We start from the raw sequence: 15,339 nt of genomic DNA, 5'->3' as shown, positions 1-15,339 counted from the left end.
AATTGAGAACATTGTGAACACACTATTTTATACGATCCTCGGTTATGTTTGGCAGTACGTCACCAATCCTAAAGCGATGGTGGCTTTGTCATTTTTTGTGGCCATTGTGGCTATGCATAATTCGATTCCGCAAAAGACTTTTTACATTGTGGTTGCTGTTTATATTCTCGGATTAATTCTGTGGGGTATATATGAATTAGTACAGCATTATCGTCATAAACAGCAAGGCGAAGAACTTGCTGAGGCGATTGCCAAGGATAATGAAGCTGAATACGGTAAACAAAAAAATAAAGAAGAACTTGCGCTGATCAATCAGCAAATGAAAGACTCGATTCAACTTATCCGTAAATCAAAACTCGGCGACAAAAAGGGGAATGCAGCCCTATATGAATTACCTTGGTACATGGTGATTGGTAACCCAGCAGCGGGTAAAAGTTCAGCGATTTATAATTCTGGTCTTAGATTTCCATTTGAAGAAACTCATCAGAAAATGGTGTCGGCAGGTCTAAGTGGTACTCGTAACTGCGATTGGTTTTTCTCTACAGATGGTGTGTTACTCGATACCGCAGGTCGATATTCAGTTTATGCCGAAGACCATTCAGAATGGTTAGGCTTTTTAAATATTCTAAAGAAAAACCGTTCTAAAGCACCAATTAACGGTTTAATCGTGATTGTTTCTGTGGCGGAGCTTGTTAGTCAAAGTCCTGAAAAATCAATCAAATTAGCCAAAAACTTACGCGCACGTATACAGGATTTGACGGAACGTTTAGAAATTTTTGCGCCAGTGTATATCGTTTTTTCAAAAATGGATTTGATTGCTGGCTTTACAGAATTTTTTGATTGTTATGATAAGGATGAATTTGATCAAGTTTGGGGTGCAACGCTACCTTATGATCCAGACTCATCCGAACATGCTGTTGAGATGTTCGAAAAGCATTATTCAATTTTATACGATGGCTTGAAGAGCGTCAGTACTACGCACTTGAGTCGTCGTCATTCGCAAAATATTTCTCCAAGTGTAATGACATTTCCACTTGAGTTTAAAAGTTTAAAGCCAGTGTTAAAAACTTTTATTGGTACGTTGTTTCAAGACAACCCTTATCAGTTTAAACCGGTATTCCGTGGGTTCTATTTCACCAGTGCGTTACAAGAAGGTGTGATTGAAAGTCCGATGACCGAACAAATTGCTGAAGATTTTCATTTGGTGAAAAGTACGGATAGTGAGTTTGGCATTCCGACAAATTCTGTTTCGCAAGATCATGGTTATTTCTTAAAAGGACTCTTTTCAACCGTCATTTTAAAAGATAAAAATCTGGTTAAACAACATATCAATCCTGCACGTAAGCGTCAGCGTTTTATGGCATTTATTGCTGCATTATTATTGGTTGCTGTGGTGCTTGGATTATGGGTTTGGTCGTATCGTAATAACCAACAACTCGTGGCTGAAGTTCAGGCAGACCTAGACAAAGTTGTACAAATGGAAAGCCGTAGCGGAAGTGAGCTTTCGACTCAATTGGATGCATTGCTGATATTACAAGGGCATTTACAGCAGCTCGATCATTTTGATGAAGATCGTCCTTTGAAATATAGCTTTGGTTTATACCAAGGGAATAAAATTCGTGAAAAACTCAAAGTTGAGTATTTACGAGGTATTCAACAAATTGTATTGGCACCATCTCAGCAAAATATGGCGCAGTACTTACAGCGCGTTAAAGCCAATGAAGCGACGTTGAAAGAAAATCACGTCAATGTGCAAATCACTCAAGCTGTGAAATCAAATCAGCCCTATTTAGAACCATCAGATACTAACCCTCAGGATGCATATAATGCACTGAAGGCGTATTTGATGATGAGCAATCATAAATATATGGAATCGAGCCATTTGAGTGATCAAGTCACTCGTTTTTGGCGTTCATGGTTAGATTCAAATCGTGGTCAAATGCCACGTGGGGAAATGATTCAAAAAGCCGAACAAGTTTTATCTTATGCGATGACTTTAGCTGCTGATCCTGCGTTCCCGCAAATGGAATCTGATCCTTTATTGGTTGATCAAACACGTCAATTATTGACGGCTGTTACTATGGGCATTCCTGCACGTGACCGCGTTTATAATGAAATTAAAATGCGTGGTTCAGTACGTTTCCCTGCAGTGACAGTGAAGCAAATTTTAGGTGAAACAGGCCAAAATAGCATGTTGGGTAGTTATGCCTTGCCGGGTATCTTTACTTACCAAGCATGGAATGATTATGTAAAAGATGCGATTAACCAAGCAGCGAATAATCCGACGGATACTCAAGATTGGGTACTCAATACCAATCGTTCTGATGACCTGACATTTAGTGGCAGTCCAGATCAGATCAGTAAACAGTTAACCGAACTTTATAAGCAGGAATATATCGCTGAATGGCGTAAATTCTTAAATGCTGTGCATTATGGCAAAGGCGCAGATGTCGCTCAGCAGTCACGTTTTATCGATATTTTAGGTGAACCTGAAAATTCGCCAATTCGTAAAGTGGTTGACCGTATTGCGAAAGAAACCAGTTGGGATAATCCAATTGTTCAAGCAGAACTGGCTGCACCTCAGAAAGGCTTTATTGCGTGGTTTAAACGTAAAGTCCTTAGCCGTGATGATGCGCAGCAGGCACAGCAAGTGGCTTCAAAAGCCGGTCAAGGTGTTATTGCAAAAGAATTTGATGTGTTCTATCAATTGGTTCGTAAGCGTGATGATCAGCAAAACAAATCTATTTTAGATGAATACATGCTGTCTTTGAGTCAAGTACGTAGTAAGTTCAATGACTTAAAGAGTGGTGGTGATATGGGCCCTGCAAGCATGACATTGGTGAAACAAACCATCAATGATCAAAGCTCTGTCTTTAATAGCACGCAAAAATTTGTGGATGAAAAAATGTCTGTGGGTCTAAATGAATTAGATCAACAATTGATTCAAAAACTCTTTATGCAGCCGGTGACTCAGTCATTTGAAGTTCTTTTGATTCCAGCTCAAAACGAAATTAATAAATTATGGGCAATGCAGGCGTATCAACCATTTACAACCAATCTTGCACCTAAATATCCATTTAATAGCAATGCCACTTTACAAGCGACCAGTAATGAAATTAGCCAAATTTTTGGTGAAAACGGAAGTATCGCGCGCTTTGTAAAAGAATATTTAGATCCATTGGTGATTCGTCGTGGCTATACCTTAACCACGAAAACATGGAAAGATTTGGGTATAGGGTTAAATCCACAATTTGTAGCGAATTTCCAACGCTATGTTGCGCCAAGTAATGGCGTTGCTACAGGGGAATTGAGTCAAGCAGCACCTGCGGCAACCAATCAATCGAACTTCCAGTTCTTCCCATTAGAAAATACACAGTTGCTTTCATATACCATTGATATTGATGGTCAGCGTATGGTGTATGAAAACGGTGTTCAGCAATGGGTGAACTTCGTTTGGCCAAATAAAGGGGCAATTCCGGGTGCACGTATTACTGCAATTGACTTGGAAGGTCAAACGCATACGATTTTTGATGAGCCGGGTGAATATGGTATTAACCGATTGGTTGAAGGCGCTCAGCGTACACAAAATGGTAATTCATTTGAAATGGTGTGGCGTAGCAAACAAAATCCAAAAGTGTTTGTTAAAGTGAACTTCCGTTTGATTAGTGGTAACGCATCTGGCCCAACTACAGGTTCAGGCTATTCAGGTATGACTCTTGTTGATCAAGTGGTGACGAATAAAGGTGTTCGTGTCGTCGCAGCGCAAACGATGCCTGCAGGACAAGCGCCTGTAGCGCCAGCGACTTCACCGATGAGTGTTGTACAAGGAACAGCAACACCATGATGATGAATTTAAAAATGAGAGCGGTGGCATTCGTGCAAAAGAACAAGGAGTGTGACGATGTATGAAGTGAGAACGACACCGCTGTATTATGGAAAATGTCCAGCTCGTGGTGACTTCTTAAAGAGCCGTGAACAATATTCACTGATTCAGTTAATTGATCAGTGGATCACGGAGGCGCTTGAGTTCGCTATGCGTTCAGACAATTTTAATGCAGCGTATAACTCACTGCCTTCATTAGATTTCTTTATTGCCAGTCCAAAAGATAAGCGTTTTTTGGTTGCCAATTTGATTAGTAGTGAAGACAGTTCAAAGCGTCAATTTCCAATGGTGCTGGCTCATCTGCTAGAAATCGATGATCCTTTCGATAATATTTTGTATGCACCATATCGTTATAAACAGACTTTGATTGACTTATATCAGCGTAACCGAGTGATGCGTTCTATTCGCGATCCCGATATTTTGCTCGATAAATTAGGTAAATTAAATAACGAAATCCAAGTGTTCGGAACAGAAGAAACCTCTTCTTTTTATGAGCATCATACTTTGCATTCATTTGCACGTTTATTGAATTTTACGCCGTATCAGCTGGCGCAAAGCATGATTGGTCTCGGTTTGCTGCTACAACCGATTATTCATCAGGGTACGTCTCGGTTGAATAAAGTGTTGATCTTACCGATCAATAATATTAGTTACTGTTATGAAATTGCGGCTTTTTGGGTCAATTTAATTAGTCGCTTTGTCGAAAACCAAGATGCTGAATTACTCATTGGCATCCTACACAGTGATTCGCCAGTTTTACTGTTTGGTTTTCAAGGCGCTGATATTACAGCGCTGAGTGATGTATTTACCCAAAACATGCAAAGTGATCATTGGGTTTCCTTGATTGATGCTAGTTGGATTGATCCTTATCTTGAACAAAATGCAGGCTTAGCCGTTTTGGAACAGTCTTTGAGTGAGCGTCAGATCAGCCTTATTCATGGCATTAAACTTTTTAGACAGACTTTTATAGAAGAATAATGATGCAAAGAATCTTACCAATGTTGCCCAAATTTATTGCGAGTGTATGCATTTTAGGTTGTTCGACTTTGCTTTGGGCAGAGCCTATTGTGATTGAAGGCGCTGTACCGAATGAAGCAACCAAGCAAGAAATATTAAATAAAGCCTATTTGACCTATGGTCAGGCAAATGTGGTTGATAAAATTCAGGTTCGAGCAGTTACCGCACCCAATGGCTGGGGTAATAGCGTAAGCCAAATGATTAATGACGACTTAAAAAAAGTAAAACAGGGCAAACTCTCTGTACGCGGAACGCAAGTCGATTTAAGTGGAAAGATGTCAAATCAAAATGATATCCAACCCACGACCACCAAGTTTCAGTCTTTGGTCACAGCACCTTTTCGTTTCAATGCACAGCTTTCTGTCAATCAGGCTGAACAGGCCATTATTGATGCGGCTTTACGTAATCGTATTATTGAATTTGAATCTGGAAGCGCGATTTTAGCACCATCTGGGGTACAGATCTTAGATGAAATGGTTATCGCACTGAATCGCGTCGGTGGGAAAAAAGTACGAATTATTGGTCACACAGACAGCTCAGGGAATCCTGAGAAAAACTTAAGTTTAAGCCAAGATCGTGCTAATGCAGTTAAAAACTACCTGATTTCAAAAAATATTGCAGCGGCGAACTTAAGTACTGAAGGGATGGGCTCAAATAAGCCTGTGGCAGACAATGCTACGCCTGAAGGCCGTAAGAAAAACCGTCGTATTGAGTTTGAAGTGCTGTAACTATTGTAACTACAACGGCTAATGCGACGATTGAACCCAGTGTATCTAGACTGGGTTTTTTTATGCCAATTGACTCAGTCGATTATTTGATAACTGAAAACGACATTTTTTAAAGCAGCAGTGTTATAACTAAATAAGACTATATTTTGAATAGGGCTAAAGCTTTAATTTTTGCATTTTATACCACTAAAGCATTCATATTTTGAGCAATAAAACAGTGGATTCTAAAATCAATTAAGGTTAAAACATAAGAATCAGTTTTGGATATGCGTTTCATATCTACTGCTTTCAACCTTGTCGATGAAGAATAATCACTTTTGACATGGTGCAAAGTTTTAAAAAATCTGCAGGACAGTGCGGAAAAACAACAACTCAATATGGATGAATGTGGGAGCAAAGAATGCTTGGTAATATGATGTTTAAACCGCTTTTGATTAGTAGCATGATTGAACATGCGGGTCGCTATCATGCGGATAGTTTAGTAATTTCAAAAAATACAGACACGACGATTACGAAAACCACTTGGGGTGATGTCCATAAAAATTCAAAACGATTTGCTAATGTTCTTGCATCTCTCGGTTTAAATTTAGGGGATCGTGTTGCGACCATCGCTTGGAATAACCACCGTCATTTAGAGTCTTGGTACGCTATTTCAGGTAGCGGCTATGTTTGTCACACCATTAATCCGCGTTTATTTCCAGAACAATTAATTTTTATCATCAATGATGCCGCAGACCGCGTCATGTTATTTGATAAAACCTTTTTGCCTTTAATCAAAGCAGTAAAACCACTATTAAAATCTGTTGAACATTTTATTTGTTTAGATGCACCAGATGCAGCAATTATCGAAGCGGTGCCAGAAGTTAAATTTTATGATGAACTCATCGCGGCGCAATCTGCAGACTATACATGGCCAGAATTAGATGAATTATCGGCTAGTTCGTTATGTTATACCTCGGGTACCACAGGCAATCCGAAAGGCGTGTTGTATAGTCATCGTTCAACAGTCTTACACAGTTATGCGATTTGTATGCCGGATTCATTAAATATCTCAGCGCGAGATATTATGATGCCTGTTGTGCCGATGTTCCATGTCAATGCATGGGGTACGCCATATGCTGCGGCAATGGTGGGATGTACTTTAGTGCTGCCAGGCCCAGGTTTAGATGGAGCAAGCCTGACGCAAATGATTGATGACTATAAAGTATCCGTTGCATTGGGTGTTCCAACGATTTGGCAGGGATTAATCAATGCTGCGCAGCAAGCGGGCAGTCAGCTCCAAAGTTTAGTGCGTAATGTGGTTGGTGGATCTGCTTGTCCTCCTGCGATGTTAAAAGTCTTTAAAGAACAATTTAACTGTGAAACGATTCATGCTTGGGGGATGACTGAAACCAGTCCATTAGGTTCTTCAAACCAGTTTAAAGCCAAACATTTATTATTATCTGAAGAAGAACAATTACAAGTAAGATTGTCTCAAGGTCGTCCACCATTCGGGGTCGATTTACGTATTACCGATGAAGAAAACGGTACACACGAAGTTGCACGTGATGGCGAAACGACGGGTAATTTACAGATCCAAGGGCATTGGATTATTGGCAATTACTTTGGCAAAACAGAATCTGCATTAACCTCAGATGGTTGGTTTGATACCGGGGATATTGCAACCCTGAACGAAGATGGTTTCTTAAAAATTAGTGACCGTTCAAAAGATTTGATCAAATCGGGCGGTGAATGGATTTCTTCCGTTGAGTTAGAAAATTTAGCTATGGGACATCCTAAAATTGCAATGGCGGCAGTGATTGCAGCAACCCATCCAAAATGGGATGAGCGTCCTGTATTGATTGCAATTAAAAAGCCAGATGTCGATTTATCTGATACAGAAATTTTGGATTATTATGCAGATAAAGTCGCTAAATGGCAGGTGCCAGATAAAGTGATTTTCGTGGATGCTATTCCATTGAGTGGAACAGGTAAAATGCTGAAAAAAGATCTACGTGAGCAATTTGGTGCTGTATTACTAGAAAGCTAACTTAATATAAGTCACTAACTAAATGTTGGTAAGGAGCAAAACGCAAAGGTAACATGCCTTTGCGTTTTTTTATAAAAACTTAAATTTTGATAAATACCATATGCTTAATATGAGGTTTTTAAATAAATTTTTTTCAACGAATCCATAACCAAGTTCAATGAATAATCTAGCCGTGTTGGGTCGCATTCAATTCAATAAAAGCGTAAATTGATGAGGCATCCACCGTTAAACCACCTTTCTTATGTTTCAAGTTTGGATCTTATTCACTTTAATGGCTGCTTTTATGCAGTCATGGCGCAATGCATTTCAAAAGCAACTCAGTACCACTGTTGATGTGTATGGTGTCACCCTTGCACGGTTTATTTTTGGGCTCCCATTTGCCTGCATTTATTTGTTCGTGTTGTACCAACAACAGCCTGTGACTCAGGTGACCACATTTACACCTATGTTTTGGGTCTATGTGGTGATTGCTGGACTAAGTCAAATTTTAGCGACGATTTTAATGGTCTTGCTTTTTAAACAAAAGAATTATGCCATCGGTGTCGGTTTAGCGAAAAGTGAAGCCATCTTTGCGGCCATAGTGGGGGTGATTTTCTTAAGTGAACATTTAAGTTTATTTGGTTGGATTGGTGTTTTGGTTGGTGGCATAGCCGTTTTTCTTTTAAGCAAGGGTTCTCAACGACAAAAATTATCTCTGCCAACGTTATGCATTGGTGTAGGGAGTGGATTAAGTTTTGCTATTACCTCTTTATTGGTTCGTGAAGCCAGTTTAGAGCTAAGTGATTTACCGACTTTGCATCGTGCGGCGTGGGTACTGTTGAGTGTAATTGGCTTTCAATGTGTGATTATGCTGCTGTACCTCAGTCTATTTAGCCGTAAAACGCTCATTGCCATGTGGGAGAGAGTCGGTCTGACCTTTCGCGTTAGTGTCTGTAGTTTTCTAGCGTCTTTGGGCTGGTTTACTGCTATGAGTATGCAGACGGTTGCGATTGTTAAAACCCTAGGTCAAATCGAAATATTATTTAGTCTATTAATCTCTGCCTATTTCTTTAAGGAAAAACTCGCTAGAACCGATCATTGGGGATTAGCCTTAGTGGTGATTGCGGCCATTATGGTGATTTGGGCTTAATGTGTGCTTTAAACAGTCATGAAAGCAAATAAAGGCCGAATTTAAGTCAGTTTTTCGAATATATTTTTAGGGTGTGTTGACATTTACAGCCGATAAATTGAGCTAAAGAGGCAACCATATAAATATACAAGCTAAAGCAACAGCGCTTTGATAGTTACGTTTTAGCTTATCGTATCTTGTGGCAATTCCTCTAAATTGTTTTAATCTACAAAATGCATTTTCAACTAAATGTCTGATTTTATACATATACCAGTCCATATCATCATTGCTAGATTTGGCATTTGATCTTCGAGGAATGTTTGCTTTCGTATTACTTTCTCTAATTTTCTTTCTGAAACTTTCTGAATCATAGCCTTTATCTGCACATAGCATTTCTGACTCTGTTAAATCTAATTTTGATACAAGATCAGGTGCAACCTTAATATCATGTGAAGTTCCATCTGAAATAATAAATTCAATAGGATTACCATTTGAATCGATTGCTAAATGTATTTTTGAACTATTACCACCAATACTTTTGGAAATACTTTGATTCTTAATACCAGCTGAATGTTGATGCGCTCGTACATGGCTCCCATCGATAAAAATCCACTCTTTATCAGCATGCTGGCTGAATAATTTAAAAATATTCATAAACTTACTATTTTTAGACCATCGATTATATTTCTTAAAAATAGAATTTGATTTACCAAACTCTTGAGGTAAATCACGCCAAGGACAGCCTGTTCTAATTCGAAATAAAATCGCTTCAATAAAATTCCGTAAATTTAATTTGAGATAAATATTAAAGTGACGGAAAATAGCAAGTAACTTGGACCAGTGTTGATCATTTAGCATTGTTCGAGGCATAGCGAGTGTAAAATTGGGTTTGGCGATTTAATTTTACTATCTCGCTATTTTTTTAATCAACAAATGTCAACAGACCCTAATTAAAATATGGGAAAAATTAATGTTTACTAAGATATTTATCATGGAATTGTTTATGATTTAAAGGATGACTAAACTTTGAACATGATTGAAAATGCTCAAGTTGTTCAATCTATATATTTATTTTTCAAATTTTAGCGTTAAATTTTTTTTATTATTTTTTATTTATATTGCCAATATAAACAATGTATTGATGGGAGGGCTTAAATTTGGAAATACTCATACAAACATTATCCTTCCCAGCATTGTTAACTATTTTAGCTTCGGCTTTAGGCTGTGGATTGCTCATCGGTTTGGAGCGTCAACGTAACAACAATTTGGACAGTGAACAGAGCTTTGCCGGTTTACGCTCATTTACCATTTGTGCGTTGTTTGGAGCATTGTGTTTTTTAATCCATTTAGCTGTTGGTGTGATCGGTGCAATTGTCGTCAGTATGTTTAGCTATTATGGATTAAGTCAACAAAAACAAGATATTGGAACAACCACAGAACTTGCTTTTGTCATGACTTATTTGATCGGTGCCGCTTGTGTTTTTAATATTCCACTTGCTGCGTGTTTGGCTGTCGTGCTGACCCTCATATTATTTGGAAAAAAAGGCTTACATCATTTTGCAGCGCATTGGATCAAAGACTATGAGTTAAGAGATGGGGTCTTTTTACTGGCATTGATCCTAATTGCCTTACCTTTAACTCCAAATCAAGCCTATTGGGGTTCAGTATTAAATCCCTATGTGATTTTAAAATTACTGATATTGATCTTGGTGGTGCAGTCATTAGCGCACATCGCCAAGCGGCTTCTATCTTCTGATAAAGCCATTATTTTATCGGCCTTGGCATCAGGTTTTGTGTCGAGCACAGCAACAATCGCAAGCTTAGGCATGGAAGTGCGAGCAGGAAAAGCCAGTGCCAAAAGTAATGCAGGGGCAGGACTTTTTTCATGTGTTGCGACATTGGTTCAACTTTTGATCATTGTCCTTGGGGTGAGTTTTGCCTGGTTTAAAATATTAGTTATACCAAGTATCGTCAGCATCTTGATATTGGTCCTTGCTGCGTTATATCTGATTTATGGCTCATCTCAACAGCATAATAAAGAGTCAGAACCTGAAATGCTTCGTGTAGAGGCGAATGAAACAGTGCCGTTAGAAAATACTGATAGTCGAATGTTTAGCTTAAAACAGGCGGCAATCATTGCCATCACGCTTACTTTGATCCAAGCACTTGTTTATGGATTAAATCTCGCTTTAGGTGATAAAGGCTTAATTTTAGGGACATTATTGGCATCACTCTTTGAAGTCCATGCAGCTATGGCAACCGTGGTGATGCAAGGTAATATCGACAATTTAACATTGGTTTATGCTGTGGTGATTGGATTATCAGCCCATGCGATTTCAAAATGTGTGAATGCATTTCTCACAGGTGGCTGGAAATATTTTCTATATTTTGCACCAACACAGTTACTTCATATTCTGTGCCTAATCGCGGTTTTGCTATTCAGTTTAAGATAAATGAGCCAAGTGACTGCTTCTTATTATTCATGACGCAATTGCATTAATTTTGCTTTTATTTGTGGCCAACTGGTTGAAATCCAACATACCAGCGAACCTAATGTCACCAAAATGGCACCATGCCAAAAACTTAAACTCAGTGGTGTCTGTAAAATAAACATTGAAATTAATGAAGAAAAAATCGGACTAAAATACGATAAGGTCACCAATATCGTAATATTGCCTTTTATAATACCTACATTCCACGCTGCATAGCCCAATGCGGTCACGATGGACACGATTAACATATACTTACCGGTATGTAAGTCTACGGCAGGCATTCGCGGGATACCGTGAAATGTCAACATTTTTAGCCATAGCACAATGGTGATCACGACGAAAAAGAATGAAATAGGGTTATGTCCATGACTGTATTTACGGGTAATCACACAGTAGAGTGACCATAAACTCGCGCCCATAAAAGCAAGAAAATAGCTTAATGGATTGGACTGAATGTTCGTAAAGACTGTAGACCAGTTAAAACTTCCATTACCCGTTTGGATCAAAATGATGCCGCCCAAACTAATGGCTAAACCAATGATTACGAAAAAGTTAAATTTTAATTCTTTAAATAATATTAACGCGGCAATTGTCAGACTCGGCCATAAATAATTGACCAAACTGATTTCAATCGCTTGTTGAGCTGTTTGAGCCAAAGCAATGGCATAAGAAAAACACAACTCATAAATCACAAATAAAATGGTGGCGTATATCAAAAATTGGTGCGGAACCAGTTTAAGGTTTGGAATTTTAAATAAGAGCAATAGAATAATTGAGCTCAAAGTATACATAAAGAGCACAGCAAGATCAGGGCCAATACTGAAACTAATTTTCTTAAGTAAACCAACAATAGAAGACCATTGTAAGATTGCACTGAATCCAATCAGCGTTGCAAGATTTTTGGACATGATTGCTCGAAGATTTCGCAAATGGCGAATGAATTCTAAGCTTTAATTATAATCTTTCTTTAGTTGTTTAGTCTAAGCGTGAAATTATCAAACTCTATTTAATTAAAAATATTTAGAGCTCGTTGTACGTCAAGAGCAGCATGGCGATGAACTAGGTTTAGGTTCTGGCTTATTAACGCACGATTTAAAACTTGGACAATGTATTCATGCCTATATTCATGCGAATCCAAATTTTCACTTAGCAGAGGGCGTTCACTCTGCGATTTTGATTGGCAATGGCTCAGGAATGGCGGGTTTGCTTTCACATCTTAAGCAACGTGTCGCAACAGAGCACTATCAAAACTGGTTAATTTATGGTGAGCATCAACAAGATTTCGATGCAATTTTTGCTGATGAACTGCATAAATTACAAAACCAAGGTAAAATTGCAGAAATCGATCGGGTATTTTCTCGTGATGGATTTGCTGAAAAGTATGTGCAAGATATCCTAGTTGTAAAAAAAGCTGAATTGATTGATTGGCTAGAGCAAGGGGCTTGTCTCTATATCTGCGGCAGTTTGAATATGGCCAAAGCGGTAGATGCCACTTTGCAAGAGATACTGGGCATTGAACAACTGCATACACTGCGTAAAGCAGGTCGTTACCGCCGTGATGTGTATTAAATAATTGATGTCTACTGAAGAAGTAAATAATGATGCAGTTCGTAATGAGATGGATCGATAGTTTAAAAAGGAACAATAATGGATAAATTTGTAATTAGAGTTTATCACGATTATAAAAGGCTAATTATAGCTATTTTTTTATTATTGAGTTTTTGATTTTTTTAATAAAGTATTACTTTTTTGGGATAGGTTTCTGGAGTTTTATTGGTGCAGTAGTTTTTTTTATTATCTTTGTTGATCTAATTTATAATGGGAGTTATTTGTTGATCGGGAAGATAAAAAAAGAAAGTGAAGTTTATGAATATTATATTAGGTTTATCTATATTTTTGTAATTTATTTATTTTCAATATATTGCATTGTTGAGTGAAGAGTAAAATTTAAAAATTATGAGTAAATATTTTTTTTAATATTTTGTAGAGTTTTGCTCGTTTATGGCTCTATTGCATAAAGATTCTTAAGACAGACCACCATAAGTCACTAAAACTTAAGTAACTTACTTGGATATGAGGTGGGCCTAATCAAAATCTTTTGTCTTTTCCAAAGCATGGATTAATCAATTGCTAGCCAATCTTATTGTTTGAATCTTTTATTTGGAACTGAGTGAAAATGACTTATGAGTATAAATTAATTTTCAGCGTTAGGTGTGTTGATTTTACAAAGAATAATTGATCATGATGCTTTAAATTTATCAATATTTACGTATAGTTATACCATTAAAAAATTACTAGATTAACCCGAATCCTTTTTAAGCCAATGACTGCATAATTTGAATTGTGGGCTTATGCTGCTGAGTTAATTGGTATGCACATAGTGATGCGTAAATACCACTTAAAAAGCCTGAGATACTTCTAGCTCTACTCGTCACCAAATTGTATTGACCTTTCAATAAGCTGAATAACGTTTCTATTTTATTACGTTGTTTTAAGTGATATGCATCTGATGTACAGAGTTGAACAGACCGCATGTTCTTTCGATGATAAGTAATTAAATCAATACCTTGTTCTTTTAATCTGTTTTTTAAATCCTGACTGATATAACCACGATCCGCGTAAAGCTTTGCTTCCAAGCCTTCAACCAAATGCTCAACCATTCTTATGTCAGCCACATGTCCATTGGATAATGCTGAACAAACGACTTCTCCAAGTTGATTCATCATAATATGTAATTTACAGCCGTAGAACCAACCCATCGAGCTTTTACCACGAGATGCAATTTCTGCTAGAGATTTATGGCGTTGAATTCGTTGATTTTTACAGACAGGTAAAGTGGTTGAGTCAATCCATAAATATTGGCTCCGTTGACCTTTCATTAAGGCTACATGTAAAGCATGTAGTGCCAACTGGTGCGTATTAATGAGGTGAATCAGCCGTTGGTAACAGGGTAAGCTCTTAAATAAAGAGCTTTTATCCTGCCTTAGCCATGTGAAAAATGCTTTGAAATTAGTGAAATGAGAGCATTTATACCAAATAGCAATAAAGGTGATTTCTGAAAGACTCAAGTGAGCCGCTCGAATTCTTGAGAAACGATGGCTTTGCTTAAGGAATTGCCAATAAGTTGCTTCAAATTTAAGAAAGAAATCATCAATTACGCAAAATAATTCGGTACTATTAAACATGAGGATAGAGTTGTGAGTTTTGTGTGGTAACTCAACTGATGGCTCTAGTCCTCATATTTTTCAAGTCAATTTCTTATCCGCGATTCGGGTTAGATTAAACAAACAATGAGAATGCATATTTTTTTAAATTCCTTACTTACGATGTATTGTTCAATTTCAATATTTATGGTCATTTTTATATATTTTTTATCTAATTGGCAAATATGGGAAAAACATTTTACATTCATTAGTTTAATTTCATTCTTAATGCTGGCAATTTGTTTTTACTTTAAATATAACGAAAAATTGAATGATGGTAATATTTTATTCAAGCAGTTGCCAATGAAAGTACAACTACCAATAAGAACTTCAACTATATTATTTTTAAACCTAAATTTGGGTTTTATCTTATTTATATTGGCAGTACTTACGATAGTAATTACAGCTAATATATGGTTTTTTACACTTTGCATTTTTATTATTTGGAATGCAATAATTTGTCATCCTCATATTTGGTTTGTAGATTCAATTGATTTAAAACAAGATATAAAAAATAAAACAAACGAATTTGAGAGTGTAAGACAGGATAAAGGTGATTTTGAATATTTTAATGATGGTTTCACATACAATATAACTGGGCCTGAAATAAGCACTAAAACTATATTATGGAAAGATATTCAAAGTATAGATGTCGTACGCCAAGATCTTGGAACCATTGATGAGATTCAGCTCTATATATTGTGTTCAAATACAATCATTTATATTACCGAAAATACACCGGGTTATTACTATTTCATTGATCAACTGCATCAGAATTTTCCAGAAATAGATGAAATTTGGCAAATTTCAATCATTGCAGATGATTCAGGGCAACCATTCAATATTTTAAAAAATGGCAATGGTCATTGATATGAAAAG

11 protein-coding genes are annotated in these 15,339 nt (G+C 37.3%); 8 read left to right on the top strand and 3 right to left on the bottom strand.

Going from position 1 to position 15,339, the window contains the following annotated elements; translation table 11 throughout:
• Nucleotides 1-13 precede the first annotated feature (13 nt).
• The 5 genes from tssM to MST17_RS08365 all read left to right on the top strand — a co-directional run bounded on the left by tssM (nucleotide 14) and on the right by MST17_RS08365 (nucleotide 8,786).
• Nucleotides 14-3,844 (top strand): type VI secretion system membrane subunit TssM, encoded by a 3,831-nt coding sequence (gene tssM / locus MST17_RS08385; RefSeq protein ID WP_180008120.1) that lies wholly within the window; start codon nucleotides 14-16, stop codon nucleotides 3,842-3,844.
• A 57-nt stretch (nucleotides 3,845-3,901) separates the two neighbouring features.
• On the top strand, nucleotides 3,902-4,861 hold the full coding sequence (gene tagF / locus MST17_RS08380) for a type VI secretion system-associated protein TagF (protein ID WP_078190765.1): 960 nt from the start codon (nucleotides 3,902-3,904) through the stop codon (nucleotides 4,859-4,861).
• Nucleotides 4,862-4,881: 20 nt separating this feature from the next.
• Nucleotides 4,882-5,628, top strand: coding sequence for an OmpA family protein (locus MST17_RS08375; RefSeq protein WP_227591916.1), 747 nt, complete (start codon nucleotides 4,882-4,884; stop codon nucleotides 5,626-5,628).
• A 400-nt stretch (nucleotides 5,629-6,028) separates the two neighbouring features.
• Nucleotides 6,029-7,657 (top strand): long-chain-fatty-acid--CoA ligase, encoded by a 1,629-nt coding sequence (locus MST17_RS08370; RefSeq protein WP_180027195.1) that lies wholly within the window; start codon nucleotides 6,029-6,031, stop codon nucleotides 7,655-7,657.
• Nucleotides 7,658-7,898: 241 nt separating this feature from the next.
• The gene (locus tag MST17_RS08365) at nucleotides 7,899-8,786 is read left to right on the top strand and encodes a DMT family transporter (protein ID WP_180027194.1); all 888 of its coding nucleotides are present in this window, start codon (nucleotides 7,899-7,901) and stop codon (nucleotides 8,784-8,786) included.
• Nucleotides 8,787-8,888: 102 nt separating this feature from the next.
• On the opposite strand, the gene MST17_RS08360 is transcribed toward MST17_RS08365, so the two are convergent.
• Nucleotides 8,889-9,635 carry an IS5 family transposase gene (locus MST17_RS08360; protein ID WP_026056797.1) on the bottom strand — a complete coding sequence of 249 codons (747 nt, stop codon included), beginning with the start codon at nucleotides 9,633-9,635 and terminating at the stop codon, nucleotides 8,889-8,891.
• 287 nt (nucleotides 9,636-9,922) lie between these two features.
• Between MST17_RS08360 and MST17_RS08355 the strand changes: the two genes are divergently transcribed.
• Nucleotides 9,923-11,218, top strand: coding sequence for an MgtC/SapB family protein (locus tag MST17_RS08355; RefSeq protein ID WP_180027387.1), 1,296 nt, complete (start codon nucleotides 9,923-9,925; stop codon nucleotides 11,216-11,218).
• Between the two features lie 23 nt (nucleotides 11,219-11,241).
• On the opposite strand, the gene yddG is transcribed toward MST17_RS08355, so the two are convergent.
• On the bottom strand, nucleotides 11,242-12,165 hold the full coding sequence (yddG, locus tag MST17_RS08350) for an aromatic amino acid DMT transporter YddG (protein ID WP_180027386.1): 924 nt from the start codon (nucleotides 12,163-12,165) through the stop codon (nucleotides 11,242-11,244).
• Between the two features lie 286 nt (nucleotides 12,166-12,451).
• On the opposite strand from yddG, the gene MST17_RS08345 reads away from it, so the two are divergent.
• Nucleotides 12,452-12,826: a hypothetical protein gene (locus MST17_RS08345; protein WP_180027385.1), complete on the top strand. Its 375-nt coding sequence runs from the start codon at nucleotides 12,452-12,454 to the stop codon at nucleotides 12,824-12,826.
• Nucleotides 12,827-13,572: 746 nt separating this feature from the next.
• On the opposite strand, the gene MST17_RS08340 is transcribed toward MST17_RS08345, so the two are convergent.
• Nucleotides 13,573-14,442 carry an IS982 family transposase gene (locus tag MST17_RS08340; protein WP_180048875.1) on the bottom strand — a complete coding sequence of 290 codons (870 nt, stop codon included), beginning with the start codon at nucleotides 14,440-14,442 and terminating at the stop codon, nucleotides 13,573-13,575.
• A 321-nt stretch (nucleotides 14,443-14,763) separates the two neighbouring features.
• Here MST17_RS08340 and MST17_RS08335 point away from each other — a divergent pair, with 321 nt between their 5' ends.
• Nucleotides 14,764-15,330 carry a hypothetical protein gene (locus MST17_RS08335; RefSeq protein WP_180027191.1) on the top strand — a complete coding sequence of 189 codons (567 nt, stop codon included), beginning with the start codon at nucleotides 14,764-14,766 and terminating at the stop codon, nucleotides 15,328-15,330.
• Nucleotides 15,331-15,339: the final 9 nt, after the last annotated feature.

Source organism: Acinetobacter sp. YH16056_T (assembly GCF_024605895.1).
Taxonomy (GTDB): Bacteria; Pseudomonadota; Gammaproteobacteria; order Pseudomonadales; family Moraxellaceae; genus Acinetobacter; species Acinetobacter amyesii.
The sequence above is the reverse complement of the archived record's forward strand: the minus strand, read 5'-3'. Positions and strand labels throughout refer to the sequence as shown.

Excerpts from the sequence above, each read along its gene's own strand:
- tagF (WP_078190765.1), top strand. The coding sequence starts at position 3,902 with ATGTATGAAGTGAGAACGACACCGCTGTATTATGGAAAATGTCCAGCT.
- MST17_RS08375 (WP_227591916.1), top strand. The coding sequence starts at position 4,882 with ATGTTGCCCAAATTTATTGCGAGTGTATGCATTTTAGGTTGTTCGACT.
- MST17_RS08370 (WP_180027195.1), top strand. The coding sequence starts at position 6,029 with ATGCTTGGTAATATGATGTTTAAACCGCTTTTGATTAGTAGCATGATT.
- MST17_RS08365 (WP_180027194.1), top strand. The coding sequence starts at position 7,899 with ATGTTTCAAGTTTGGATCTTATTCACTTTAATGGCTGCTTTTATGCAG.
- MST17_RS08360 (WP_026056797.1), bottom strand. The coding sequence starts at position 9,635 with ATGCCTCGAACAATGCTAAATGATCAACACTGGTCCAAGTTACTTGCT.
- yddG (WP_180027386.1), bottom strand. The coding sequence starts at position 12,165 with ATGTCCAAAAATCTTGCAACGCTGATTGGATTCAGTGCAATCTTACAA.
- MST17_RS08345 (WP_180027385.1), top strand. The coding sequence starts at position 12,452 with ATGGCGGGTTTGCTTTCACATCTTAAGCAACGTGTCGCAACAGAGCAC.
- MST17_RS08340 (WP_180048875.1), bottom strand. The coding sequence starts at position 14,442 with ATGTTTAATAGTACCGAATTATTTTGCGTAATTGATGATTTCTTTCTT.
- MST17_RS08335 (WP_180027191.1), top strand. The coding sequence starts at position 14,764 with ATGAAAGTACAACTACCAATAAGAACTTCAACTATATTATTTTTAAAC.